At 60.2% G+C, this 23,486-nt stretch carries 21 protein-coding genes and 3 tRNA genes; 14 read left to right on the top strand and 10 right to left on the bottom strand.

The features are described 5' to 3' along the window. The first annotated feature begins 52 nt into the window (after positions 1–52). Positions 53–958: an SPFH domain-containing protein gene (locus HMPREF1257_RS00265; protein WP_023023688.1), complete on the top strand. Its 906-nt coding sequence runs from the start codon at positions 53–55 to the stop codon at positions 956–958. 4 nt (positions 959–962) lie between these two features. Here HMPREF1257_RS00265 and HMPREF1257_RS00270 read toward each other — a convergent pair whose 3' ends face one another. Next, positions 963–2,357: a peptide MFS transporter gene (locus HMPREF1257_RS00270; RefSeq protein ID WP_023027904.1), complete on the bottom strand. Its 1,395-nt coding sequence runs from the start codon at positions 2,355–2,357 to the stop codon at positions 963–965. A gap of 41 nt (positions 2,358–2,398) precedes the next feature. On the opposite strand from HMPREF1257_RS00270, the gene HMPREF1257_RS00275 reads away from it, so the two are divergent. Continuing rightward, positions 2,399–3,673 (top strand): adenosylmethionine--8-amino-7-oxononanoate transaminase, encoded by a 1,275-nt coding sequence (locus tag HMPREF1257_RS00275; protein WP_084529550.1) that lies wholly within the window; start codon positions 2,399–2,401, stop codon positions 3,671–3,673. Further along, positions 3,670–4,344: a dethiobiotin synthase gene (gene bioD / locus HMPREF1257_RS00280; RefSeq protein ID WP_023023682.1), complete on the top strand. Its 675-nt coding sequence runs from the start codon at positions 3,670–3,672 to the stop codon at positions 4,342–4,344. Before HMPREF1257_RS00275 ends, bioD begins: the two co-directional genes overlap by 4 nt. Positions 4,345–4,365: 21 nt before the next feature. Here the strand turns inward: bioD and HMPREF1257_RS00285 are convergent, their stop codons facing one another. From HMPREF1257_RS00285 to bcp, 3 genes are all read right to left on the bottom strand, one after another. Next, positions 4,366–5,352 carry an HNH endonuclease signature motif containing protein gene (locus HMPREF1257_RS00285; protein WP_023023680.1) on the bottom strand — a complete coding sequence of 329 codons (987 nt, stop codon included), beginning with the start codon at positions 5,350–5,352 and terminating at the stop codon, positions 4,366–4,368. Between the two features lie 84 nt (positions 5,353–5,436). Next, positions 5,437–6,054 (bottom strand): TetR/AcrR family transcriptional regulator, encoded by a 618-nt coding sequence (locus HMPREF1257_RS00290; protein WP_023023678.1) that lies wholly within the window; start codon positions 6,052–6,054, stop codon positions 5,437–5,439. Between the two features lie 4 nt (positions 6,055–6,058). Continuing rightward, positions 6,059–6,526 (bottom strand): thioredoxin-dependent thiol peroxidase, encoded by a 468-nt coding sequence (bcp, locus tag HMPREF1257_RS00295; protein WP_023023676.1) that lies wholly within the window; start codon positions 6,524–6,526, stop codon positions 6,059–6,061. A gap of 97 nt (positions 6,527–6,623) precedes the next feature. Here bcp and HMPREF1257_RS00300 point away from each other — a divergent pair, with 97 nt between their 5' ends. The 5 genes from HMPREF1257_RS00300 (at position 6,624) to HMPREF1257_RS00320 (ending at position 11,298) form a co-directional block, all read left to right on the top strand. Beyond that, positions 6,624–6,902, top strand: coding sequence for a DUF3618 domain-containing protein (locus tag HMPREF1257_RS00300; protein ID WP_005277817.1), 279 nt, complete (start codon positions 6,624–6,626; stop codon positions 6,900–6,902). 58 nt (positions 6,903–6,960) lie between these two features. Continuing rightward, positions 6,961–8,238, top strand: a complete 1,278-nt coding sequence (locus tag HMPREF1257_RS00305; RefSeq protein ID WP_023023674.1) for a glutaminase — start codon at positions 6,961–6,963, stop codon at positions 8,236–8,238. Positions 8,239–8,321: 83 nt separating this feature from the next. Then, positions 8,322–9,491 carry an ABC transporter substrate-binding protein gene (locus HMPREF1257_RS00310; protein WP_023023672.1) on the top strand — a complete coding sequence of 390 codons (1,170 nt, stop codon included), beginning with the start codon at positions 8,322–8,324 and terminating at the stop codon, positions 9,489–9,491. After that, complete coding sequence (locus tag HMPREF1257_RS00315) at positions 9,491–10,546, top strand: iron ABC transporter permease (protein WP_023023669.1); 1,056 nt, start codon at positions 9,491–9,493, stop codon at positions 10,544–10,546. Before HMPREF1257_RS00310 ends, HMPREF1257_RS00315 begins: the two co-directional genes overlap by 1 nt. Beyond that, on the top strand, positions 10,537–11,298 hold the full coding sequence (locus HMPREF1257_RS00320) for an ABC transporter ATP-binding protein (RefSeq protein ID WP_023023667.1): 762 nt from the start codon (positions 10,537–10,539) through the stop codon (positions 11,296–11,298). Before HMPREF1257_RS00315 ends, HMPREF1257_RS00320 begins: the two co-directional genes overlap by 10 nt. Before the next feature lie 635 nt (positions 11,299–11,933). On the opposite strand, the gene HMPREF1257_RS00325 is transcribed toward HMPREF1257_RS00320, so the two are convergent. After that, a tRNA-Lys gene (locus tag HMPREF1257_RS00325) sits at positions 11,934–12,006 on the bottom strand. A 209-nt stretch (positions 12,007–12,215) separates the two neighbouring features. Here HMPREF1257_RS00325 and HMPREF1257_RS00330 point away from each other — a divergent pair. From HMPREF1257_RS00330 to HMPREF1257_RS00340, 3 genes are all read left to right on the top strand, one after another. Further along, entirely contained in the window at positions 12,216–13,421 is a 1,206-nt protein-coding gene (locus HMPREF1257_RS00330; protein ID WP_023023665.1) for an Ig-like domain-containing protein, read from the top strand. A 20-nt stretch (positions 13,422–13,441) separates the two neighbouring features. Continuing rightward, a complete protein-coding gene (locus tag HMPREF1257_RS00335; RefSeq protein ID WP_023023663.1) occupies positions 13,442–14,377 on the top strand; it encodes an MsnO8 family LLM class oxidoreductase in 936 nt (311 codons plus the stop codon). Between the two features lie 407 nt (positions 14,378–14,784). After that, a complete protein-coding gene (locus tag HMPREF1257_RS00340) occupies positions 14,785–16,059 on the top strand; it encodes an IS30 family transposase (protein ID WP_232208522.1) in 1,275 nt (424 codons plus the stop codon). A gap of 78 nt (positions 16,060–16,137) precedes the next feature. Here HMPREF1257_RS00340 and HMPREF1257_RS00345 read toward each other — a convergent pair. After that, a tRNA-His gene (locus HMPREF1257_RS00345) sits at positions 16,138–16,213 on the bottom strand. Positions 16,214–16,262: 49 nt separating this feature from the next. Next, complete coding sequence (gene orn, locus HMPREF1257_RS00350) at positions 16,263–16,904, bottom strand: oligoribonuclease (RefSeq protein ID WP_023023636.1); 642 nt, start codon at positions 16,902–16,904, stop codon at positions 16,263–16,265. 161 nt (positions 16,905–17,065) lie between these two features. Here orn and HMPREF1257_RS00355 point away from each other — a divergent pair, with 161 nt between their 5' ends. Then, positions 17,066–18,610: a sodium:alanine symporter family protein gene (locus tag HMPREF1257_RS00355; protein WP_023023634.1), complete on the top strand. Its 1,545-nt coding sequence runs from the start codon at positions 17,066–17,068 to the stop codon at positions 18,608–18,610. On the opposite strand, the gene cmrA is transcribed toward HMPREF1257_RS00355, so the two are convergent. From cmrA to HMPREF1257_RS00370, 3 genes are all read right to left on the bottom strand, one after another. Then, the gene (gene cmrA, locus HMPREF1257_RS00360) at positions 18,607–19,407 is read right to left on the bottom strand and encodes a mycolate reductase (protein ID WP_023023632.1); all 801 of its coding nucleotides are present in this window, start codon (positions 19,405–19,407) and stop codon (positions 18,607–18,609) included. The two genes, HMPREF1257_RS00355 and cmrA, sit on opposite strands and share 4 nt — an antisense overlap. A 121-nt stretch (positions 19,408–19,528) precedes the next feature. Continuing rightward, positions 19,529–19,602: transfer RNA gene (locus HMPREF1257_RS00365), tRNA-Arg, on the bottom strand. Positions 19,603–19,642: 40 nt separating this feature from the next. Continuing rightward, complete coding sequence (locus HMPREF1257_RS00370; RefSeq protein ID WP_023023630.1) at positions 19,643–20,566, bottom strand: LysR family transcriptional regulator; 924 nt, start codon at positions 20,564–20,566, stop codon at positions 19,643–19,645. Between the two features lie 66 nt (positions 20,567–20,632). Here HMPREF1257_RS00370 and HMPREF1257_RS00375 point away from each other — a divergent pair, with 66 nt between their 5' ends. Then, positions 20,633–22,684: a cytochrome c oxidase assembly protein gene (locus HMPREF1257_RS00375; protein ID WP_023023628.1), complete on the top strand. Its 2,052-nt coding sequence runs from the start codon at positions 20,633–20,635 to the stop codon at positions 22,682–22,684. A gap of 192 nt (positions 22,685–22,876) precedes the next feature. Continuing rightward, complete coding sequence (locus HMPREF1257_RS00380) at positions 22,877–23,473, top strand: single-stranded DNA-binding protein (protein ID WP_023023625.1); 597 nt, start codon at positions 22,877–22,879, stop codon at positions 23,471–23,473. The last annotated feature ends 13 nt before the right edge of the window (positions 23,474–23,486 follow it).

Below are 23,486 nucleotides of genomic sequence, written 5' to 3' on the forward strand. Positions count from 1 at the left end.
CGCTTTCTGCCTGTGCGAAAATTAATTTCACACACGTAGTTAGGGAGAGGAAATGTTGAGCTTAATCATCATCGGCGTCATCATCTTGCTGATTCTCGGCACCGTATTCGATGGGTACTACATCGTGCGTACCCGCGAGGCGGCCATCTTGGAACGGTTGGGTAAATTCCAGACGGTCGCCCACGCGGGCTTGCACTTCAAGATGCCCTGGATCGACCGCGTGCGCGATAAGATTTCGCTGCAGGTGCGCCAGCTGGACGTGATGGTAGAAACCAAGACGAAGGATAATGTCTTCGTCCAAATTCCGGTCGCGGTGCAGTACGAGGTCGTAGAGGGCCGCGAGCGCGAGGCCTTTTATATGCTGTCCAACCACGAGCAGCAGATCGTGGCCTATGTGCAAGATAATGTGCGCTCGTCGGTGGCGAATATGGGCTTGGATGAGTCCTTTTCCTCCAAGGACACCATCGCGCAGAACGTGGCGGCCTCGCTGCGGGATAATATGGCCGAATACGGCTGGAACTTCGTCAATACGCTGGTAACCGATATCCGCCCGGATTCCCGCGTGCGTGAATCCATGAACTCCATTAACGCGGCGCAGCGCGAGCGCGAGGCGGCCATCGCCCAGGCGGAGGCGGAAAAGATTCGCGTGGTCAAAGAAGCCGAGGGTGCCGCGGAGGCAAAGAAGCTGCAGGGTAGGGGCGTTGCCGAGCAGCGCAAGGAGATTGTAGAGGGCATCGCCCAGCAATACGAGCTACTGCGCGATGCCGGGGTCCAGGAATCCCCCGAGGTCCTCATGCTGGTATCGCAGTACCTCGATGCGATGGTCGATGTCTCGAATAACGGCCAAGCCTCCGTGCTCTACATGCCGTCCAATCCGCAGGGCATGGGCGACCTATTCAGCGGCATGCGCGACGTGCTGATGGCCGACCGCGCGCTCGACGAGTCCACCGGGCGATAAAGGCCTACCTGCGTCGCAGGGAGAGGACCAGCCCCAGGATGACGGGAACGCCGCCCATGATGAGAAGGTAGGTCGTTTCGGCGGATGCCGAGGTGGGATCGTATAGCTGCGACATCGAACCGGCCAGCGAGGTGCCGATGGCCATCGTGAGGAAGTACAGCGCGGAAAAGCGGGTGGCATAGGCCCGTGGCGCGTGGGCGGCGGATGCGGCCATGCCCACTGGGCCGATGAAGAGCTCGCCGAGCGACATCAAAAAGATGGTGCCCGCTAGCACGAGGAACGGCGTGGAATTTTCCCCGCCGCTGACAAAGGGCAGCAGGAGGAACATGCCTGCACCGGCGAAGATGATGCCGCAGCCCATGAGCGCGCGCCGCGAGTTGGCCCAGCGCGTCATGCCCGCCGCCAACGGCAGCGAGAGCAGCAGGATAAATAGCGGGTTGAGTGATTGCGTCCAAGCCGGTGGGATCTCGACCCCGCCGATGGTTCGGTTGAGGCGCTGATCCGAATAGACCGCAAGCACGCCGTAGATTTGTGGTTGCAGGGTCCAGTAGGCTGTCGAGCAGGCGAAGAGCGGAATGAAATCCAGGATGCGGCGCCGCTCATCCGCGGTGACCTGCGGGGATCGCAGCATGCTGGCAAAAAGCCCCGCCGCGGCCGCTACCGTGGCGATAAGAAGCAGCACGGTCAGCGTGCCTGGGGAGACGGTGATGACGAGCAGCACGCCGGCTACAAGCGCCGCCAGCGCGATCAGCCCCGCCTTACCCGGGGCCTGGGTGGGGTGTGGTGGGCGCGACGGAACGTTTATCTTTTTCCGCAGTGCGCCGTAGGTGGCGCAGCCGCAGCACATGAGCACCGCTGCGGCGAAGAATCCGGCGTGGTAGCCGTATTCCTCCGCCAGCCACCCAGTGAGCATGGGGCCAAAGAGCGCGCCGACATTGATGCCGAGGTAGAAAATCTGGAAGGCCCCGTCGCGCGCGCCGGCCTCGGCGGGAAAAGCGGCGCCCAGAATCGTAATCGCGGCGGTCTTGAGCAGCCCCGAGCCGAGAGCGAGCGGCAAAAGCCCGATGATGAGCCCCGCCGTGCCGGGGACGAGCGAGAGGGCAAAGTGCCCGCACACCAACAGCCCGGCGCCGGTAAGCAGGGTGCGCTCGGCGCCCAAGAGCCGGTCGCTGACCCAGCCACCCACAAACGTGAAAAGATAGAGCAGGCTGCCGTACGCGCCGACGAGCGCGGTGGCCTGCGTTTGCTCCATACCGAGCCCACCGGAGGTGGAGTAGAGGTAGTACGCGAGGATGGCTTGCATGCCATAAAAGCTGAAGCGCTCCCACATCTCGATGCCCGCAACCGCCGGCAAAACCACGGGTACGCGGCGAATTGAACGCCGTTCAAGAACTTTCATAAAAAGGACTATAGCGGCCGAGCGTGTGTGCTAGATCTAATTTGGTGGATATTTCTACTAATGACATAGCGACAATCGATGCCCACCACATCTGGCACCCCTACGCCGAGCCCGGCGCGCCCACGCGCGTCGTGGAGTCGGCCGCGGGCGTCCACCTCACGCTTGCCGATGGCACCCAGCTCATCGACGCCATGTCCTCCTGGTGGGCCGCCGCCCACGGGCACAGCCACCCGCGGCTTACCGCGGCCGCCAAGGAGCAGATCGATCGCATGAGCCACGTGATGTTCGGCGGGCTCACGCACGAGCCGGCGGCGCGGCTGACGGCCAATCTTATGGAGCTTACGCGCCACGACTTCGCGCAGGTCTTTTATGCGGACTCGGGATCGGTTTCGGTGGAGGTAGCAATCAAGATGGCCCTGCAATATCAGCAGGGGATTGGCCACCCGGAGCGCACCAAGATGCTGACCTGGCGCTCGGGTTATCACGGTGATACGTTTGCGGCGATGAGCGTGTGCGATCCCGATGGCGGCATGCACTCGATGTGGACCGGTACCCTGGCACAGCAGATTTTCGCCCCGGCACCGCCCACGCGCGGGGCGAGCGAGAAGGCGCGCGAGGACTACCTGCGCGAATTGGAGGGCTGCATTACCGACGAGGTCGCGGCCCTTATCATCGAGCCCGTCGTCCAAGGCGCCGGCGGCATGCGCTTCCACGATCACGAGCTGGTGCGCGGGGCGCGCGAAATCTGCGACCGCCACGGAATCCTGCTGATCGCGGATGAAATCGCCACGGGGTTTGGGCGCACCGGGGACCTCTTTACCACCCAGGCGGCGGGAGTGGTGCCAGATATCATGTGCGTGGGCAAGGCGATGACCGGTGGTTTCATGACGATGGCCGCCACGCTTGCCACCGCCCGGGTAGCCGAGGGTATGCACCCCCGCGCGCTTATGCACGGACCGACCTTTATGGCTAACCCGCTGGCCTGCGCGGTATCTGCCGAGGCGACCTCCATGATCCTGGAGGGCAGGTGGCGGGGGCAGGTTGCGGGCATCGAGAAGCAGCTGCGCGCCGGGCTTGCCGGGTTGGAGGGCGAGCCGGGCGTGGCGGACGTGCGGGTGCTGGGCGCTATTGGCGTGGTGGAGATGGAGCGCGACGTCGACATGGCAGGCGCCACGGATGCGGCGGTGGACCAGGGCGTGTGGCTGCGCCCGTTCGGCCGCCTCATCTACACCATGCCGCCGTTTATTAGCACCGAGGACGAGGTCGCGCAGATTTGCCGCGGGGTGCGCGCTGCGGTGGCAGGAGGAAAGCGATGATTATCTTTGTCACCGGCACCAATACCGACGTGGGAAAGACGGTGGCCACGGCGGCGCTCGCCAGCGCCTTTGCCCAGAGCGGGCGCGAGGTCGTCTATGCCAAGCCCCTGCAGACCGGCGAGCCGGACAAGAGCGGCGACGCGGCGACGGTGCGGGACCTGGCCGGGGTCGAGGTCACGGAGATGGCGCGCTTTCCCGAACCGCTAGCACCGAACCTCTCGGCGCGCCGGGCGGGCATGACGCCGCCGAGCAAAGAGGAGCTCCGGGACTGGGTGGCGGGGTTGGACGCACCAGGCCGTGTGGTGCTGGTGGAAGGCGCCGGCGGTCTGCTGGTGCGTTTGGCAGACGACTACACGCTTGCCGATGTCGCTACCAACCTCCTCATCGTCACCTCCCTCGGCCTCGGCAGCCTCAACGCCGCCGAGCTCACCGTCCGCGAGGCGCAGCGGCGCGGGATTAACGTGATGGGGCTTATCGGCGGCAGTTTGCCCGCGAGGCCGGATCTGGCGACGCGGCTGAACGTGGATGAGCTTCCGGCGGTCACGGGTTGCCGGTTGTGGGGCAGTGTGCCAGAGGGCGCAGGTGCGCTGGGCCGGGAGGACTTCGACCGGATGTCCCGGACGCACTTTCCCGCTGTTGTGTGCGCAGAGCTGCTTAGGCACGCCGAGTAGCGCTACCTCGATGAGGCAGCGCTAGCGGACCCAGCGGACCTTGCCGTTTACCCGGGCAAGGCGGCCGCGCAGGGGAGGGGCATTGGGATCGTCTTGGTTCACCCCGTTGTGGTATGGGCAACACACCGTGAGGTTATCCGCGTTGGTCATCCCGCCGTGCTTCCACGCCTGCAGGTGATGGATCTGAGACTTATCCGCCGGGTGATTGCACGGCGGCCACGGGCAGGTGGGGTTTTCGGCGGCGGCCATCAGCCGCTGCTTTTCCGAGGCGAAGCGCGAGGTCCGATACAGGTTGACCGGGCCCTTTACCGGGTGGATTAGCGTGGCTAGCCCGTGCTCACTGAAGGTGCGCTCGACGAGCTGCGCGCCGGTGATGGTCGAGCCGTTGGTCAGCCGAAGCGTGACCTCGTCGCCATCGCCTTCCAGTATTTGATCCAGCGCGTTGAGCGGGATAATCACGTTCGTCGTGGTCTGCACCGTGGCAGCGCCCTCGCCGCGGAGGAGTTCGCGGAAGGATGCCAGTGGGTTTTCGGGGTCGAGGGCGGAATCGAGATCCGCGAGGAAGGACGAGGGCGCGGTAATGCGCATCGTCCACGGGCCTTCCGGGCGGCGCAGGAGTTGCACGCCCTCGCGCGGCGGCCGGCGGCGCGGGCGCCATTCGCGCAGGCGCTTTTTAGCGAGCCGGGCGATCTCAGAAGCCGGTCCGTGCTGCCGGCACAGCTCTACACGCAGGTTCCACGCGGCGCGCTTGGTGGCCGCGCGGGTGGCGTACTTCTCGATGAGCTTGAGCGTCACCAAATCGTGGTGGCGCGCGCCCGCGGCGGCAAGGCGCTGCTTGCGGCTAAAGGAAGTGGTGCCGAAATAAACCTCCGCCAGGCAGAGCAGCTCGCGGGCCTCGACATCCGGCAGGCCGAGCTCAACGAGGGCGCTTTCAGGCATACCGTGGGCCTCGGCGAGGATATCCATCGCCGAGGAAATCTGGGTGGCATAGGCCTGCAGTGCGTTCATGCCTGCAAATCTAGGCGCGCGCTACCGCGGCGCCAATCGGGCGCGGTACGTGCCTGTGGATAACTTGTATAAACGTCTACAAATTTATCCCGCAGCCACCGCAAAGAGATACGAAATCAGCATGCGCTTTAGCTCCATGACCACGGAATCAAACTTGTCTGGATCGCCCGAAATGGCGTAATTGAGCAGCGAAACTACGGTGTGGATAAGGAAGCGCGCCAGCTCAATGCGTTGCGCATCGCTGTGCTCGGTGGCAAGGGGGCGGAGGATCTCGGCAAGCGGCTCCAAGAGCTGCAGCTCGGTATCGGCGGCCGTGGCCCGCGTCGCTGGGGTGGACTGGATGGCGTGCCAAACGGCGCGCCGGGAAGGATCCTCGCGCCACATCCGCGCCAAGTGGTCGATGAATTCATCCAAAACATCCGGCCACTGCGGGGCCGGCACGAGGCGCGAAAAGCGCTCGATTTCGGCCAGGCTGGTGGCGGTATCTTGCCGGTCGAGCTCGCAGATGAGCACGTATTTATTGGCAAAGAACTGATACAGCGTGCCGATGGGGACCCCAGCGCGGTGGGCGACTTCATCGAAGGTGAAGGATTCGAAGCCGACATCGACAAGCACGGCGCGCGCCGCCTGCACAATGCGCTCAAAGCGCTCCCGGCTGCGCGCCTGCGCTGGCCGACGCCGCGGGACGAGGATTTCCTCCACCGGCTTACTCGAGGCCCTTCATCACGCGCGCGACGTGCCCAGTGGCCTTCACGTTGTAGTGGGTCTGGCCGATGGTGCCATCCGGCTCCACGAGGAAGGTGGAACGGATAACGCCTTGGACCACCTTGCCGTAGTTCTTCTTCTCCCCGAAGGCGCCATACGCGGTCATGACGGACTTATCTGGATCAGAAAGCAGCGGGAAGTTGAGATCGTGATCATCGCGGAACTTCGCCAGCGCCTCGGGTTTATCGGGGGAGATGCCTACCACCGCGATATTGAGGTCATTGAGTTCCGCTAAGGAATCGCGGAAATCGCAGGCTTCCTTGGTGCAGCCCGGCGTATTGGCACGCGGATAGAAGTACACCAGCACGCGCTGGCCTGCGTAATCGGACAGGGACACGGTGTTGCCGGTGGCATCGGCAAGCGCAAAAGCTGGGGCAGTATCTCCTACGTTCAAACGAGTTTCAGTCATGGGACCTACTTTACGTGCTCCCCGGCCTGCGCGGGGGAGGCCCTGCACGGTAAGATAAGCTCGTTAAGAGCGAAACTTAAGCTAAGAGGAGAATTCCGTGGCACGCAATATTGAAGATATTCAACGCGATATCGAACGCACCCGGCGTCAGCTGGCTAGCACCCTGGATGAAATTGCGGATCGCAGCAAGCCGCAAAACCTCGTCGATGACGCCAAGAACGCCGCCACCGAAAAGTTGCAGGACCGCAACGTGCAGTTGGTGCTCGGTGGCGTCGGCGCGGCCGTCGCTGGGCTGATCGCCTATTCCGTGTTCCGCTCGCGCCGCCGCAAGAGCGACCTGAAGGAATTGCAGCGCTTGCTGTCTGAGCGCCACTAATTTTCCCTGCCTTACCCCCACGCGCGCCGTGGGGGCTTTTTTCGTATGCTAAGTTGCGATGAAAACTCCAATTCCTTTTTATTTGCAGGAAATTTTGACCCAGGTGCGAGGAAACCGCAGCGGCGCGGTGGCGGACTATATTCCCGAGCTCGCCAAGGCGGAACCGGACTACCTCGGCGTGGCCATCTGCACCACGACGGGGCACGTATATTCCGCTGGCGATGCAGAGGTGGAATTTACCTTGCAGTCCGTGTCGAAGCCCTTTGCGTATGCTCTAGCGCTGCAGGAGCTCGGCTTGGATGCGGTGCGTGAGATCGTTGGTATGGAGCCGTCCGGCGAGGCCTTCAACGAGCTTTCGCTGAACCGCTATGACCACCGGCCGGTGAATCCGATGATCAATGCGGGCGCGATCGCGGTAACGCAGCTGATTAACGGCGTGGATTCGGATCCGGCCGAGCGCGTGGAACAGCTGCGCAGCTACTTTTCGCGGCTGGCGGGCCGCGAGTTGAAGATTGATGAAAAGGTGCGCGATTCCGAGCTGCAGGTCTCCGATAGGAACCTGTCTTTGGCGCATATGCTGCGCAATTACGACATCATCCAGGACGAGGCCCACGATGCGGTTTCGACCTACGTGGAGCAGTGCTCGATTAAGGTCACGGTGCGCGACCTCGCCGTGATGTCTGCCACCTTGGCCAATGGTGGCACGCAGCCGGTGACGGGGGAGAAGATTCTCGATGCCGATGTCTGCCGCCTGACGCTTTCTGTCATGAGCTCTGCGGGCATGTACGACGGCGCTGGGCGCTGGATGGCCGAGGTTGGTATCCCGGCGAAATCCGGTGTTTCGGGCGGCCTGCTGGGAACCCTGCCTGGCCAATTGGGGGTAGCGACGTTTTCGCCGCGGCTTAACAAGGAGGGCAATTCCGTCCGTGGGGTGGATGCCTTGACCTTGCTCTCGAAGGATATGGGGCTGCACTTGATGTCCACGGATGAGCGCTACGGCGTGCACCCCGTGCGCAGGATGGAGACCGAGGACGATCTCACGGTGATCTTCCTGCAGGGGCTTATCAACTTCAATGCGGCGGAGACCATCTTGCACCAACTCACCGAATGTGAATTTGGTGAGGGCACGGTGGTGCTGGAGCTATCCCATATCACCGGATCCAACCGGATGGGCCGGCGCATGCTGAAGGAAGGCCTCAGGCGCATCCGCGAGGCTGGTTTCGATATCGCCATCGTGGATCCGGACGGCGAATTGGAGGACCGTACCATGGCGGACGGCACTAAGGTGCCCAAGGGTGAGCCGGAAGATTACGCAATCGCCGAGGAGGTAGTTTAGGTTTGGTTCACCTTACTTGGTTAAGCTAGGATAAGCTCGCACTTATCCTCAATTCGAGGAATCCGACTAACCAAGGACTCAAGATGGCATATAGATTCCCCAAGGTAATGGCCGTGGTGGCGGCCTCCGCCACCGCACTTGTAGGCTGCAGCACCGCCGAAGAAACAACCAACAACGGCGGCGGCAGCGACGATGCTGCCCTGTCCTTCACCGACCTCGCGGGCCGCGACGTAGAACTCGACAAGGCCCCCGAGCGTGTCCTGTTAGGCGAGGGCCGCTCCATCTTCGCCACCGGCATCCTCAATACCGAGGATCCGCTGGATAAGGTCGTAGGCATCGGATCCGATCTGAAGAAGAACGTGCCGGACTACTACAACGTCTTGGAAGAAAAGTTGCCCAAGGTCAATGAATTGCCGGAAATCGGCGGGTTCACCAAGGGCGATGTCACCGTGGAAAACCTGGTGAGCTTGGATCCAGACCTCATCGTGTTGTCCAAGGACCAGTACGACGCCTCGCAAGAGGCAGGCCTGACAGAGAAGATGGATCAGGCAGGCCTCAAGTACGCCGTGACCGATTTCCGCGCCAAGCCGCTGGAAAACACCACCAAGTCCATGGAAATCTTCGGCGAGATCTTCGGCAAAGAAGAGCGCGCCGAGGAATTCAACAAAGAGTGGCAAAAGACCGTGGACCTGGTCAAGGAGCGCGCGGACAAGGTAAAGGATAAGCCCAAGACCTTCGTCTGGCGCGCGGCCGGAGTCATGGACTGCTGTGGCTCCTGGAATAACTCCAATATCGCGCAGCTGGTCAACGAGGCCGGCGGTGAAAACGTGGCCGATGGCATCATCCCGGGCGAGGTCGGTGCCGTGACCCCGGAAAAGGTCCTCGAGGCGGACCCAGACATGGTGATTGCGACCGGCGGCGACTGGTCCGAGAAGAAGGACGATGAGGGCAACCCCGTCGGCTACGCTGCGGTGGGCTATGGCATCGGCGAAGATGAGGCAGAGGCGAGCATCGCCAAGCTGCCGAGCAACCAGCCAGGATTCGAGAACCTGCGTGCGGTCAAGGAGCACAAGCTGCATGGCATGTGGCACCAGTTCTACAACTCGCCGTTCAACTACCTAGCGCTGCTGCAGATTGCGAAGTGGATCAACCCGGAGGCGTATGAGGATATGGACGTCGACAAGGAGTGGATGCAAGCGCAAGAAAAGTACTCGCCGGTTGCTGGCGAGGGAACCTTCTTTAGCACGAATTAATGGTAAGCGCGGAGGTAGCTGCCCTTACGCAGCAACACAAAAAGCTCACCTGGCAGCGCGTTAGCATCGTCGCGGGCCTGTGCCTCATCGCGGCGGTGGCGTTTGTGGTCAGCAACTTCGTCGGCGCCATCGACATCAGCCCCGGCGAGGTCATCAGGGGCATCGTGAAGCCCTCGAGCCTGGATGACCAGACGCATACGGTGCTGTGGAAGCTGCGCTTGCCGATGGCCGTCATGGCCCTGCTCATCGGCGTCAGCCTCTCGCTGGCCGGCGCGGAGATGCAGACCATCTTGAATAACCCGCTGGCGGAGCCGTTTACGCTCGGCATTTCCGCCGCAGCGGCTTTCGGTGGCGCAAGTTCCATCGTGCTGAAGTGGCAGCTGCTGACCCAGCCGCAGTTCAACCTGGCGTTGGTGGCGTGGCTGTCGGCGGCGGTGGCGACGGCGATCATCGTCGTGGCGGCCATCATCCGCGGCGCGAAGGCAGAAACCATGGTGCTGCTGGGCATTGGTTTGGTCTTTTTCTTCCAGGCCATGCTCGCGCTCATCCAATACCAGTCTTCGGCCGAGGCGCTGCAGCAGATCGTCTTTTGGTCCATGGGTTCGCTCACGCGCGCCAACTGGGTTGCCAACGGCGTGCTTGCGGGCGTGCTGCTGGTTGCCCTGCCCATTTTGTGGGCGCTGTCGTGGCGGCTTACGGCCTTGCGGCTTGGCGATGCCCGCGCTGCCGCCATGGGCATTAATACCGCCCGGCTGCGCGTGGTGGTGCTCATCGTGGTCTCCCTCGTGGCGGCAACGACGGTGGCCTTCGCCGGCATCATCGGCTTTATCGGCCTCGTGGGCCCGCACATCGCCCGCATGCTGGTGGGCGAGGACCAGCGCTATTTCGTGCCCGCCTCCATGGCCGCAGGTGCGGCCGTGATGTGCGCGGCGCACGCGGCGAGCTTGATGATTAAGCCGGGTCTGGCCATCCCGATTGGTATCGTGACCTCGCTTTTGGGTGTGCCGTTCTTTATCGCCATCGTGATGACTCGAAGGAGGGCGCTGTGGACGTAGAACTTACCCTGCGCGGCATAAGCGCGGCCTACGGCAAGCACACCGTGCTCGAAGCGGTCGACGTGGATACGCTGCAAGGCGGCCAGTTGGTTGGCCTGCTAGGGCCCAACGCCTCCGGCAAGACCACGCTGATCAAGTCCCTTGCCGGCGTGCATCGCGGGTACAAGGGCGAGGTGGATTTTCTGGTGGATGGCGAAAGCCCGCGGGGCAAGCGCCGCCGCCAACTCATCGGCTACGTCCCGCAGGACCTGCCCAGCACCGCGGCGCTGCGGGCGTTTGAGACGGTGCTGATCGCGGCGCGTCGGGAAGCATGCGAGGATCCCATCACCCGCAGCGCCGAGGTGCTGCACGCGATGGGGCTGGATGCCATTGCCTCGCGCTACCTCAACGAGCTATCTGGCGGCCAGCGCCAGCTCGTGGCCGTGGCGCAGATGCTGGTGGGCAACCCGGGCCTGATGCTCTTGGACGAGCCGACGTCCGCGCTCGACCTGCATCGCCAGTTCTTCGTCCTCGAGGAGGTGCGCGAGAAGGCTAGGCGGGAAGGCAGCCTAGGGCTGGTGGCCATTCACGACATCAACCTGGCCGCGCGCATGTGTGACCAGCTGGTGGTGCTCAAATCCGGCCGTATCCGCGCCCAGGGCACGCCTGGAGACGTGCTCACGCGCGAACTGGTGGAAAGTGTTTATGGGGTAGAGGCGGACATCGTGGAGCACCGCGGTGTTCCCGTCGTCGCGCCCCAACGCGTGAAATAAGCAAAGGCCGAGCGAGATGCTCGGCCTTTTTGCGGCCTAAACGACAGGATGTGTTGGTGAAGTTATATGTTTAGCCAGTCTGGCCTGCTGGTATTAGGATTATTTCACTTATCCGGAGGGATAACGCAGTCTCGGGCCTGAAATACCACCGGGGGCGTGCTGATGTGCTAGGCGCCGAGGTTCACGATGAATGGATGAGTAAGAATCATCCTCGATGCCCCGTCTGTAGCAGGGCGTGCACCAAAATACGGGACTACAAGCATCAATCCGCCAGCGATGGCGATGGAACGCCTGTAAAGCCACTGTCACTCGCGCTAGAGGCTGAGCCAGGAAAGTGGACGCATCAGAGGCCAGGCCTTAGCCAAAGCACACACCCTAGCCAGCCAAGAAACGCAAGCCACCAGCGGCCGTGAATACGGCCGACCAGCAACTTTCGACAGTGCCTATAACCACTCTATGGGAATACGCAAAGGCCACATGCCCTAAACCACGCAGTCCACCAACACAAAATGTCGTTTAACCCGACACGCCGGAAAACAACACATTTTGTCGTTTAACCCCTTTTTGCTAGCCTTGAACTGCTAGCTTTGAAAACGAAAAAATCGCGAGGTACTTGCCTCGCGATTTTGCTGTTGTGCGCCATCAGGGAATCGAACCCCGAACCCACTGATTAAGAGTCAGTTGCTCTGCCAATTGAGCTAATGGCGCAGTGTTGACGTCCTGCCGTGTGGCTCTCTGTGCAACGAGTAGAAACTTTAGCACTCCGGTTGAAAAACTGTAAAATCGCCAGCTCATAGTACATTTCTGGGGGAATATAACAGTTTGGATAATGGTGCGCTTGTTTCTGGTATTTGGGGTGGCAAGGCGATAGTCTGGATTGGTCTTGAAAGAACTACTGTATTTCTAAGGTCTACTTAGTGATTATTTCCCTCCCTAAACCCCGCCGCATTGCTGCTGCGAGCATTGTGTGCATTTCCCTGGTAGCAGCCTCGTGCTCCGTTAATTCCGCCGCTGAAAACCGCTCGGGGGACCAGGAATCTACCTCGAGCTCAGCTGAGCAATCTGAGCAGAAAGAAAAGTCCAAGCTTTCCGCCTCCGTGAAGGATGGGGCAGAGGATGTCGATCCATCCAAGCCTGTCACCGTGGAATCCACCACCGAGCTCAAGAGCGTGACCATGACCAATGAGCTGGGCGTGGAAGTTGAAGAAAAACTCTCTGAGGACGGCAAGAAGTGGACTACGGCGGAGGATCTTGGCTATAACCACACTTATTCCATCGTGGCCACTGACAAGGATGGCAATAAGAAGAACCTGAGCTTTTCCACCTCCCAGGCGGCGGGCGTCGCCCAGGTGGCGATGACGCCTATCCCCGGCTCTGAGGTGGGTGTGGGCCAGGTTATCGGCGTCAATTTCGGCACCTATATCACCGACCGCAAGGCGGCAGAGGACACGATTACGGTTAAGACCAACCCAGAGGTGGAAGGCGCGTTCTACTGGGTGAATAACCAAGAGGTGCGCTGGCGCCCCAAGGAGTATTGGGAGCCGGGCACCAAGGTTGAGGTCAAGGTCGATCAATACGGCAAGGACCTCGGTGGCGGCATCTACGGCGGGGAAAATACCGGGACGGATTTCACCATCGGGGATCGCACCGTCACGCTGGTGGATAATGCCACCAAGACCATGAAGGTCTACAAGAACAAGGAGCTCTTGCGCACCATTCCGGTATCGCTGGGTCGCGATTATCAATATGACACCCCGAATGGGCGTTATGTCATTGGCGATCAGCACCAGTCGCTGCTGATGGATTCTGAGACCTTCGGGCTTGCGCACGATGCGGGCGGCTACAGCACCGAGGTGGACTGGGCTACCCAGATGTCCTGTTCCGGCATTTACGTGCACTCCGCACCGTGGTCCGTGTGGGCGCAGGGTAATTCCAATACCTCTCACGGCTGCATCAACGTCACGCCAGAGGCCGCGCAGTGGTTCCAGAACACCGTCAAGCGCGGTGATATCGTCCACGTAATCAATACTTATGGTGGGACGCTTAACCCCTTGGACGGCTTGGGCGATTGGAATATGTCCTGGGAGGAATGGTCCAAGGGCAACGCGGACGCTAATCAATAATCGGCACAATCTTTAGGCGCATGGCTACAGTGGTGGCCATGCGCTTTTCTATTTTGGACCGCGGGGCGGCAGGCAGACTCGATGGGGTAGCAGAGCATGCGCAGCATGTGGAGCGGCTGGGTTTTCACAGGTTTTTCCTCGCCGAGCACCACGGGGTGCCGGGCATCCCCGCGGGCCAGCCAGGCATGTTGGCTTCGCACGTGGCGGCGCGCACGCAGCGCATTCGCGTGGGCACCGCAGGCATTATGCTGCTCAACCACCCGCCGTTTCTAGTCGCGGAACAGATTAACCTCTTGGAGGCGCTGTACCCCGGCAGGATCGATATTGGGTTGGGCTCCTCGGTGGGCTTTACGGCGCCAGTGCGCAAGGCGCTGCGCCAGGGCGATCCGCTGGAGCTCAAGCCGCAGTTCGAGAACGAGGTCGAGGCCCTGTTGCGCTACCTGCGCGGAGAGGAGGCGGTGACGGTGCGGCCCGAGTATGCGGGCACGCCCATCTATATCCTCGCCGGCTTCCGGTCGGTCACGGTGGCCGCGCGGCTGGGATTGGGTGTCATCCTGGGCGGGCCCGTAGAAATGCAGGAAAAGGCGGCGCGGCTCTACCGCGAGCATGCGCTTGCCGATGCCCCACCTATCATCTCCTCCCTCAATATCGCCGTGGCCGATACCGCGGACCAAGCGCGGGACCTTTTGCTGCCGGAGTCCTATGCAAAGGTCATGGCCCAGTCCACCGGGGAATTCGCGCCGCTGCGCCCAGCCCGCGAATTGGATCTGGAGGGGCTAACGAGCCAGCAACAGCGCCGCATCGACGAGTCCCTGGGCCACGACGTCTGGGGGACGGTGGGGGAAGTGGGGGAGGAACTAAGGGGCATCGGCAAGCAGCTGGGCGTCGATGAGTTCCTGATTACCGGAGACATGCCGGATCTCGCGGGGAGGGCCCGCTCGGAGGAAATGGCTTGAGTTCAGAGGGTCGTTGCAACACTTTCCCTTAGGAGGGTGTTGTTGTGCCTGGAGTTGTGGGCCCGTTTCATTCGTTGTCTGAGTCGGATCGTCGTGGCTTGGTCGCCTTGGTTGGCAGTGGGCGTAGTGTTCGTTCGGCTGCTGGTGAGCTTGGCTGTCATTACGCGCATGCTTTGAATTTTTGCCATTCTCACGGATTGCCAGTCATACATAAAGCCAAACGAGTTGATCGTCGCGGTAGCCAGGCTTTACAGCTTGTAGAACTAGTTCAAGGCGGACTTTCGGTACATCAAGCCGCCAAAACGTGTGGAATGCATCCCACCGCTGCGTATGCCGTTGCTACAGAAGCCGGGTGCCATATCCGGCTATCGAGGTATGCCCGGAAAGTCCGCCAAACACAGTTAAGGGTGGAATACTTACGCCTTCGGTTGGCGAGCTTGCCTGTTGGTGATGCTGGGGCTGGGGTAGGAATTGATCGTCGATTGTCTTTAGACTTCGAAAAAGGACTCATCAAATCCGGAGGGCCACGTAAAGAGTTCATACCTGTCGGCGAGGATGCCACCACGTATAAAAGACTTATGAAAGCGCTGCGCCAACGCCATGACGTCAGCGAATCTGGACGGTTTTGTGCCCCTGCCTTGCCTGGCGGTGTGGATCCGTATAAACGCATCAGTGATCGCTATATTTGCTTTGAAGAACGCGTTATTATCGCCGATCTTCTTCGTGAGCATGTGCCGCTGCGGGAGATCGGTCGCCGTTTAGGGCGAAGTGCCTCGTCAATTCAGCGTGAAGTACGCAGAAACCACAGCGCTGAAGGCCCGTATCGTGCAGAAACCGCCCAGTTAAAGGCTTGTGCGCGTAGGTTGCGGCCGAAAATACCGAAACTGCTGGCCAACAAAAGGTTATGGGACTATGTATGCACACAATTGCGGGCACAATGGTCACCGGAGGAGATTTCCAATCGCCTGCCCATCGACTACCCCACTGATAAGGACATGCGCATTAGTCACGAAACGATTTATGACGCCTTTTATCTACAGTCCAAAGGAAGACTCAAAGACCTCGGCCTGGACTTGCCTACCGGCAGAAAGAAACGCAAGAAACGCCAAACACGCACCACCACACCGGCCCAGCAACGCTTCGTTGACGACATGATCCTCATCGACGACCGGCCAGAAGAGGTTACTGAACGTCTTTTGCCAGGCCACTGGGAAGGCGACCTCATCCTTGGTAAAAATAACCAATCCGCGGTGATCACGTTAGTAGAACGCGTCAGCCGATTTGTTGTCCTTGGCCACCTACCAGGAAGGCATACCAGCAAAGAAGTATTCACAGCCCTGCACAAGGCTGTTGCTGGAATCGATAAAGCTATCTGGTCATCAATTACCTGGGACCAAGGAAGTGAAATGGCTGGCCATAAAGCCTTTACCATGGCCACTGACATTCCCATCTACTTCTGCCATCCAGGATCGCCGTGGGAGAGAGGCAGCAACGAAAACACCAACGGCAGGCTCAGGAGAAACCTACCCAAAAACAGTGACCTGTCCATCTACAGCGCCGAGGACCTAGAGATGATCGCCAACATTCACAACCACAAACCACGCAAAGCACTCAACTGGCGCACCCCAGCCGAAGTCATGACCAACGCCCTGACACGAACCGGTAGTATCAAACCAAAGTAACCGTCATCGTTGCAATGACCCCTAGAATCCGCCTGGTGGTGGAGATATAAAAAATCCCGAGCACGGGGCTCGGGAGATTGGGGTGGCTGACGGGACTCGAACCCGCGACAACCAGGATCACAACCTGGTGCTCTACCAGCTGAACTACAGCCACCATCGTTGCGCGAAAGCAACGAGATATAGGTTAACTCACGCCGCGTAATTTACAAAAACGCCTGGTAATCGGCGGTGGTTTCGGCCTTGAGCTCCTCGGCTTCGGTAGAAGTTGGGCCCTCGTCGGTGCGAAAGACGCTGCGGCGATAGAAATCGAGCTCGCGGATGGACTCGATGATGTCCTGCAGCGCGCGGTGGGCCATGCCTTTATCGGGCTGGTTGTAGTAGGCCCGCGGGTGCCAGCGCCGGGCGAGCTCCTTGATGGTGGAGACATCGATCATGCGGTAGTGCAGCGCCTCATCCAGCCGCGGCATATAGGTGCGGATGAAGGTGCGGTCGGTGGCGATGGAATTGCCGGCCAGGGGAGCGGGGTGCTCGCAGTGCTCGTTGATGAGCGCCAGTACCGCGTCCTCGGCCTCGCGGATGGTCGTGGTGGACTGGCGGATTTCCTTATCGAGGCCGGAGTTTGCGTGCATTTCGGTGACGAAGGAATCCATCTGGGATAGTTCCTCTTCGGTGGCGTGGACGACGAGATCGATGCCCTTGCCAAGGATGTTGAGGTTGCCGTCCGTGATGACTGCGGCCACCTCGACGATGACGTGGCGTTCCGGGTCGAGGCCGGTCATTTCCAGGTCGATCCACACGAGGCGATCATATTTTGCGGCGATTTCGGGAGAAGACATGCGTTCCATTCTAACCCCGACTGACGGGGCCCTCCGCGCGGGCCGATCTGCACCCCACAAAGCGAAAAGAAAAATTTACCTATCGTTTTACCGACACTGGGAAGTGATTTACGGCATACTTTCTATATCGTGCTTCACAAGGGAGGTGCGAATGACTAAGGAGTTTCTCGATGGCAAACTTTCTCGATGCCCTCAATTCCATAATTTGGTCGCCCGCCCTCGTGTTTTTGTGCTTGGGTGCGGGTGTTTATTTCACCGTGGTAACGCGGGGCCTGCAGGTCCGCTGCCTACCGGATATGCTGCGGCAAATTTCCAAGGGTGAAAAATCCGACGACGGTGTTTCTTCCTTTCAATCGCTGATGGTCTCGCTATCCGGCCGCGTGGGCGTGGGTAATATCGCCGGCGTGTCCACGGCCATCGCCTTCGGTGGCCCTGGTGCGGTGTTCTGGATGTGGGCTGTGGCGCTTTTGGGCTCGTCCACCTCCTTCATCGAGTGCACCCTGGCGCAGATTTATAAAGAAAAAGACCAGGACACCGGCGAGTACCGCGGTGGCCCGGCTTACTACATCGAAAAAGCGTATAAGCACACCAAGGCCGCGCCGTTCATGATGGTCTATGGCATCCTCTTTGCGATCGCCATGATTTTGGCCACCAGCTACTTCCTGCCGGGCATCCAGGCCAATGCGGTTGCCGCGGCTGCCGATACCGCGTGGGGTGTTAACTCCACCTGGGCAGCGGTTGTCCTGGCCGGCATTTTGGCCATCATCATTATCGGTGGAGTCAAGCGCATCGCTAACTTCGCCACCCTTGTCGTGCCGTTTATGGCCGTGATTTACATCGGCATTTCCATCGTGGTGATGCTCATCAACTACTCGCAGATTCCAGAGGTCTTCGGCCTTATCTTTAAGTCTGCGTTCAACCTCGAGGCTGGGTTCTCCGGCATGCTGGGTGTGGCCATCATGTGGGGCGTTAAGCGCGGTATTTACTCCAACGAGGCCGGCCAGGGTACCGGCCCGCAGTCCGCTGCCGCCGCGGAAGTCTCCCACCCGGCTAAGCAGGGCTTCGTGCAGTCCTTCGCCGTGTACATCGACACCCTCTTCGTCTGCTCCGCAACGGCGTTTATGATCATCTCCACGGATATGTACACGGTCTTCCGTGGCGAATCCGAGGATGGCGAGGTTGTCTACCAAGGCTCGCTTCCCGATGACGTCGCGGTCGGCCCCGGCTTCGTCCAATCCGGCCTCGATAGCGTCTTTGCCGGTTGGGGCCCGACGTTTATCGCCGTGTCCATTGCCTTCTTCGCCTTTACCACCGTGCTGGCGTACTACTACATGTCCGAGGTCAACCTGACCTACTTCAACCGTTGGGTTAAGTCTCGCCCGATTCGCCGCGGCCTGGTGTGGGCGCTGCGCATCCTCATCATCGTGTCGGTCATCGTGGGTGCCACCACGACGCCGGGTTCTGCCTGGGCACTGGGCGATATCGGCGTCGGCACCACCGCATGGCTAAATATCATCGCCATCCTCTTCCTGCAGGTACCGGCGCTTAAGGTCCTGAAGGACTACGAGAAGCAAAAGAAGGCTGGCAAGGATCCGGAATTCGACCCAGAGGCGGTGGGCATCAAGAATGCGGACTTCTGGGTGGACCGCAAAAATGCTCGCGCGGCGGCACAAGTGGCCGGTAGCCAAGCAGCCGGTAAGAATGCTGAAAGCTAACCCATCTGGGAATAAAAACGCCCGATAAGCGGTGCGATGATCGGGGTGGGCAGTACCTTGCTGACCACGTTCATCGCCTTTGATAAGGGGCCAGGGACCACGCGTCGCTGGCCTTTTTGCATGGCCGCGATGGTCTCTTTGGAGCAGGACTCGTAGGTGGTCCACAGCGCATCGGGCACGACCTTATCCACGATGGTTTGGTCCTCTTCGGCGATGGTGGCCTCGCGCACCGGGCCAGGAGCAAGCAATGTGCAGCTGACCCCAGAGCCCTTGAGCTCATAGTGCAGCGCCTCCGTAAACGCATTCACCCCGGCCTTGGTAAAGACGTAGGTCGCGTTATTGGGGATGGGGATATTGCCGGCCGTCGAGCCCACATTGCAGATAGCGCCAGTGCGTCGCGGGAGCATGTGCTTTAATGCGGCGCGGGTCAGGCGGTGCACGGCGGTGCCGTTCAGGGCGAATTGAGAGGACTCGTAGCCCCAGTCTTGGTCCATGAAGGGGCCGAAGCTGGCGATGCCGGCGGAATTGACCAAGATGGCGATCTCCTTGGAGGAGATAGCGTCAATGACCGCCTCGACCCCCTCATCGGTGGCCAAATCCGCGGGCAAGGCAATGGCCTCAATGTGGTGGCGGCGCTCAAGTTCTGTGGCGATGTCTTTCAGGATTTCGCCGCGCCGGGCAACGAGGATGACGTTATAGCCCATCGCCGCGAAATCGTGGGCCATCGCCTTGCCGATGCCCTGACTAGCGCCCGTAACCAGGGCGTAGGAGGTACGAGATGGTGCCGGAAGTGACATTGTCGAGCCTTTCGAAGGAGCCAGTTGCTAAAGACCCTAGCGTAGACAAAAAGCCGGCACGCTGCGAAAAAGTCTCGAGGCATCGTAGCTTAAAGGAACGATGTCTCGAGACTTCACACGGTGCCCCCAGCAGGACTCGAACCCGCGACACATGGGGTAGAAACCCACTGCTCTAATCCGCTGAGCTATGGGGGCTGGACAGCACACTCATATTAGCCCACGGCCACGGTGATTTCTAAGCCAGGGGGCGGGTGGAATTGTGCGTGCGCAGAATTTCGACCAATTCTTGGGCGGCCGGGGTTAGTTCGCGGTCGGAGCGATACGCCAAGATGGCATGGAAGCGCGGAAGATCCTCTTTGACCGTTAGTTTAGCGATGCCCTGCGGGTGCAGCGCGGGGGCGCACCGCGGCATGAAGCTGATGCCAAAGCCACTGGAAATCATCGGGATGGCGGCATGCAGCGATGCCACGTCTTGAATGTGATTCGGTTTGTAGGAGGGGTGGTTCTCCCACAGTTCATCGTAAAGCTCCGCCATGCCGGGAAGCTCGCGGCAGTGGGGAGGAACCAGCCAGGTTTCCTCGCGCATGTCCTGCAAGGAGACAGGGGAGGGAAGGTCTGCCATGCTCTCTGGAACTGCGAGGGCGTAGTCGAATTCGGCGACGTCGTGGATCGTGAGCTCGGGGGAGTAGCGGCGAATGAAGGCTTTGGGGTCGGACGTCGGCAAGAGCGCGAGGTCCACTTGGCCCTCCAACAGTCGCTTGATGGCGGTGGCGGCGGTGGAATCATCCAGGCTGATGCGCGCGGAGGGGTGGATCTCGGTGAGCTCGGAGAGGATGGAAGGGGTAAATTCCCAGTTCAAAATGGGGCACGACGTCAGGGAAACGGTATTGGCGTTATCTCCGGTGATTTCGCTGATGTGGCGCTGGGCATCGGCAAGCAGGGCATCGACCTTGAGGGCGGTGTCATAGACATAATCACCCGCCTCCGTGGTGGTTACGCCCGAACGCCCCCGGGACAGCAACTGGGTATTGAGTTCCTTTTCCAATTTGCGGATGGAAAGGCTCAGGGAGGGCTGTGTCATTTCGAGGGCTGCGGCGGCATGGGTGAAGGACCCATTGTCTACAACGGCACGGAAATAAAGAAGTTGACGGGTGTCCATAGGTTCTATCATGGCACATCTAGGGAGAAAATATGCGTTCGCTTTGTATTAGGGTGGCCCTATAGAATGCGAGCTATGGTCAATAAGCTGGTCAAAGGCACGCAGTCTGGAACGCAAAAACCCCGTCCTTCCTGGGGTATTTTTATTGCAGCAATGCTTTTTGCTGGCTTGCTCGCCGGATTCATTTCCTTGTTCTTATTGGCGGATTCCTTGGCTGCCTTGGGCATTCCGGACCCCGGGCGGATTACCACCTTTGGCCTGCCGCTGTTTCGTGGACTGGCGTGGCTATTGATGGCGCTTTCTGTGGGGTCCTTTTTGGCCTCGTCGTTTCTTATCGCCCCGCGCGGGGAGAACGATTCCCTCATCGGGGCACCGTTATCGGTCGACGGCCATATCGCCGCCCGCACCGGTACGTGGTCGGCCTTCGGCGTTGCGGCCGTGGGGCTGGTAGAAATCCCGATGATCATGTCGGACCTGACCGGCACGCCGTTTTTTAAGGTCTTTAACCTGACCATTCTGAAAATGGCCTTTACGGAAATTTCTTCCACCATCGTGTGGGGAATCGCAGTGCTCATTGCTCTTGCCGTGGGAATTATTGGCAGCCTTAGCCGTACCTGGGCCATGCAGCCGGCCCTGCTTTTGCTGTCGATCCTGCAAGTAGTCCCCATCGGCCTTGAGGGCCACTCAGCGACCGGCGGCGATCACGATTACGGCACGAACTCGCTGCTGTGGCACCTGGTATTTGTGATGCTGTGGGTAGGTGGCTTGATGGCGCTTATCGCGCACGGGCGGCGCTTGGGCCCGAACCTCGCCTTTGCGGTCAAGCGCTATTCCACCATCGCGTTCATGGCCATCGTCGTGCTGGCGGTATCCGGCCTCATCAACACGCTCATCCGGATGGACATTTCGGACCTGCCGCAATCGCCCTACGGCATCATTTTGATCACCAAGTTCGTGCTCACCATCCTGCTGGGCATTATGGGGCTTATCCACCGCGAACTCACCATTCCGCAGCTGGATAAAAACCCGCGGCTCTTTATCCGCATCGCCATCGTGGAGCTCGCAGTCATGGCGGGCACGATTGGCGTAGCCATCACTCTGGGGCGCACCGTGCCACCGCCACCGCGTGACCCGAATTTGAGCTCCATGCAGATTCTTATGGGTTATAACCTGCATGAGGCGCCCACGGTATTCAATATCTGGACGATGTTCCGCTTTGACATCATGTTTGGCACGATTGGCCTACTCTTGGCCGCGGCGTATGGCTACTTGGTCTACCGCGTGCACAAGCGTGGGTTGAGTTGGGACAAGGGGCGCACAGCGTGGTTTATGGTCGGCTCCTTAGGGCTGACGCTCGTCATGTCCACGGGCCTCGGCCTGTACATGCCTGCCATGTATTCCATCCACATGCTGGTGCACATGATTTTGTCCATGACCATCCCGCTGCTCATGGTGCTAGGCGCGCCCGTCACCTTGGTCATGGAGGCCTACGAGCCAGGCCCGAAGGGCCAGCCCAGCCCACACGATTATGCCTTGGCGCTGACCCAATCCAAGTTCGTGCGGATCATTACCAATCCCTTCGTGAACTTGGCGCAATACCTCTTTTTCCTCTACGTGCTCTATCTTTTCCCGAGCCTGTACGAATTCGCCATTTCGGAGCACGCCGGCCACCTCATCATGAACTACGTGTTCCTCATTTCCGGGTACTTCTATTTCTGGGAGGTCATTGGCCCAGATCCCCTGCCCAAGCGCCATTCCACGCCCTTCCGGCTTGGCATGCTTTTCTTGTCGATGCCCTTCCACCTCTTCGCCGGCGTGTACCTGATGCAGCTGCAAACGGTGCTTGGCCTCGACTTCTATCAATACCTCGAGCTGCCTTGGGAACATGACCTGCTGCAGGATCAGCGCGTTGGCGGGGGCATCGCCTGGGGCTTTGGCCAATTCCCCTTGGTCATTGTCTTTGGCAAGCTCTTCTTGGATTGGCTTCGCGATGACCGCGCGACCGCGCGGCGCCACGACGTGCAGGCGGAGGCGGACGATGACGCTGAGCTCGCCCGCTATAACGCGATGCTGGAGGATATGAGCCACGGCGATGAAAGCGGGTTCCGCGGGCACTAAATAGTCGCCCACTTGTGGATAACCCACCCGAAGGTGACCATCTTGGCCCCACTTTGTTGAAGGGGACAACGAGTTATCCACAGTGCCGGTGGTTACAGCATGGTGTGGGTTGCGCTGCGGCAGCAGGATGTGAAGGCGAGCGAGGGACATACCACTCGCGAACTCACAACCCAGTAAAGGAATCTCAGCACCATGTCTCAATACCCAGTGATGCTCACCGGCCGCCTTACCCAAGACCCGATCTTGACCAAGACCTCGACCGGCGCATATAAAACCAAACTGCGCATCGCATCCTCACGGCGCGTTCCTGACCGCCCCGCCGATACCGGCACCGACGCGGAAAACCAGCGCGGCCAGCAGCAATGGCGCGATGTAGACCACCTCTTTATTGACGTGGAAATGTGGAACCAATTTGCCATCAACGTCAAGAAATCCTTGGCCAAGGGCATGCCGCTGCTCGTCTGCGGTTCGATTGTCTCCGATCAGTGGCGCGATGATGAGGGCAAGGATCATTACCGCACCTTTATCAAGGCACAGTATGTGGGCCTAGATCTGAACCGCCACGTCATCGGCGCAAAACGCTTGGCACCGCAGTATAACCAGGAAAACATCGCCATCCCGGAGCTTGGCGATAATGAGGTAGAGCCAGACGTGGATAACTCCGCGCCGGGAGATACCGCCGCCGATACCGCTGCAGACCGCATCCAAGCGGGAAATAGCGTGGTAGCCCCAGAGGCCGAGGAAGTGGCAACGCAAGAGGAGGAGACCGCCGAAACCGTGCATGCATAGCGCCAGCCATCCG

This window comes from Corynebacterium sp. KPL1814, from assembly GCF_000478175.1.
Lineage (GTDB): Bacteria > Actinomycetota > Actinomycetes > Mycobacteriales > Mycobacteriaceae > Corynebacterium.

What these genes read in the sequence shown, in the direction of transcription:
- HMPREF1257_RS00265 (WP_023023688.1), top strand. Translation starts at nt 53, where the DNA reads ATGTTGAGCTTAATCATCATCGGCGTCATCATCTTGCTGATTCTCGGC.
- HMPREF1257_RS00270 (WP_023027904.1), bottom strand. Translation starts at nt 2,357, where the DNA reads ATGAAAGTTCTTGAACGGCGTTCAATTCGCCGCGTACCCGTGGTTTTG.
- bioD (WP_023023682.1), top strand. Translation starts at nt 3,670, where the DNA reads ATGATTATCTTTGTCACCGGCACCAATACCGACGTGGGAAAGACGGTG.
- HMPREF1257_RS00285 (WP_023023680.1), bottom strand. Translation starts at nt 5,352, where the DNA reads ATGAACGCACTGCAGGCCTATGCCACCCAGATTTCCTCGGCGATGGAT.
- bcp (WP_023023676.1), bottom strand. Translation starts at nt 6,526, where the DNA reads ATGACTGAAACTCGTTTGAACGTAGGAGATACTGCCCCAGCTTTTGCG.
- HMPREF1257_RS00305 (WP_023023674.1), top strand. Translation starts at nt 6,961, where the DNA reads ATGAAAACTCCAATTCCTTTTTATTTGCAGGAAATTTTGACCCAGGTG.
- HMPREF1257_RS00310 (WP_023023672.1), top strand. Translation starts at nt 8,322, where the DNA reads ATGGCATATAGATTCCCCAAGGTAATGGCCGTGGTGGCGGCCTCCGCC.
- HMPREF1257_RS00315 (WP_023023669.1), top strand. Translation starts at nt 9,491, where the DNA reads ATGGTAAGCGCGGAGGTAGCTGCCCTTACGCAGCAACACAAAAAGCTC.
- HMPREF1257_RS00335 (WP_023023663.1), top strand. Translation starts at nt 13,442, where the DNA reads ATGGCTACAGTGGTGGCCATGCGCTTTTCTATTTTGGACCGCGGGGCG.
- orn (WP_023023636.1), bottom strand. Translation starts at nt 16,904, where the DNA reads ATGGAACGCATGTCTTCTCCCGAAATCGCCGCAAAATATGATCGCCTC.
- HMPREF1257_RS00355 (WP_023023634.1), top strand. Translation starts at nt 17,066, where the DNA reads ATGGCAAACTTTCTCGATGCCCTCAATTCCATAATTTGGTCGCCCGCC.
- cmrA (WP_023023632.1), bottom strand. Translation starts at nt 19,407, where the DNA reads ATGTCACTTCCGGCACCATCTCGTACCTCCTACGCCCTGGTTACGGGC.
- HMPREF1257_RS00370 (WP_023023630.1), bottom strand. Translation starts at nt 20,566, where the DNA reads ATGGACACCCGTCAACTTCTTTATTTCCGTGCCGTTGTAGACAATGGG.
- HMPREF1257_RS00375 (WP_023023628.1), top strand. Translation starts at nt 20,633, where the DNA reads ATGCGAGCTATGGTCAATAAGCTGGTCAAAGGCACGCAGTCTGGAACG.
- HMPREF1257_RS00380 (WP_023023625.1), top strand. Translation starts at nt 22,877, where the DNA reads ATGTCTCAATACCCAGTGATGCTCACCGGCCGCCTTACCCAAGACCCG.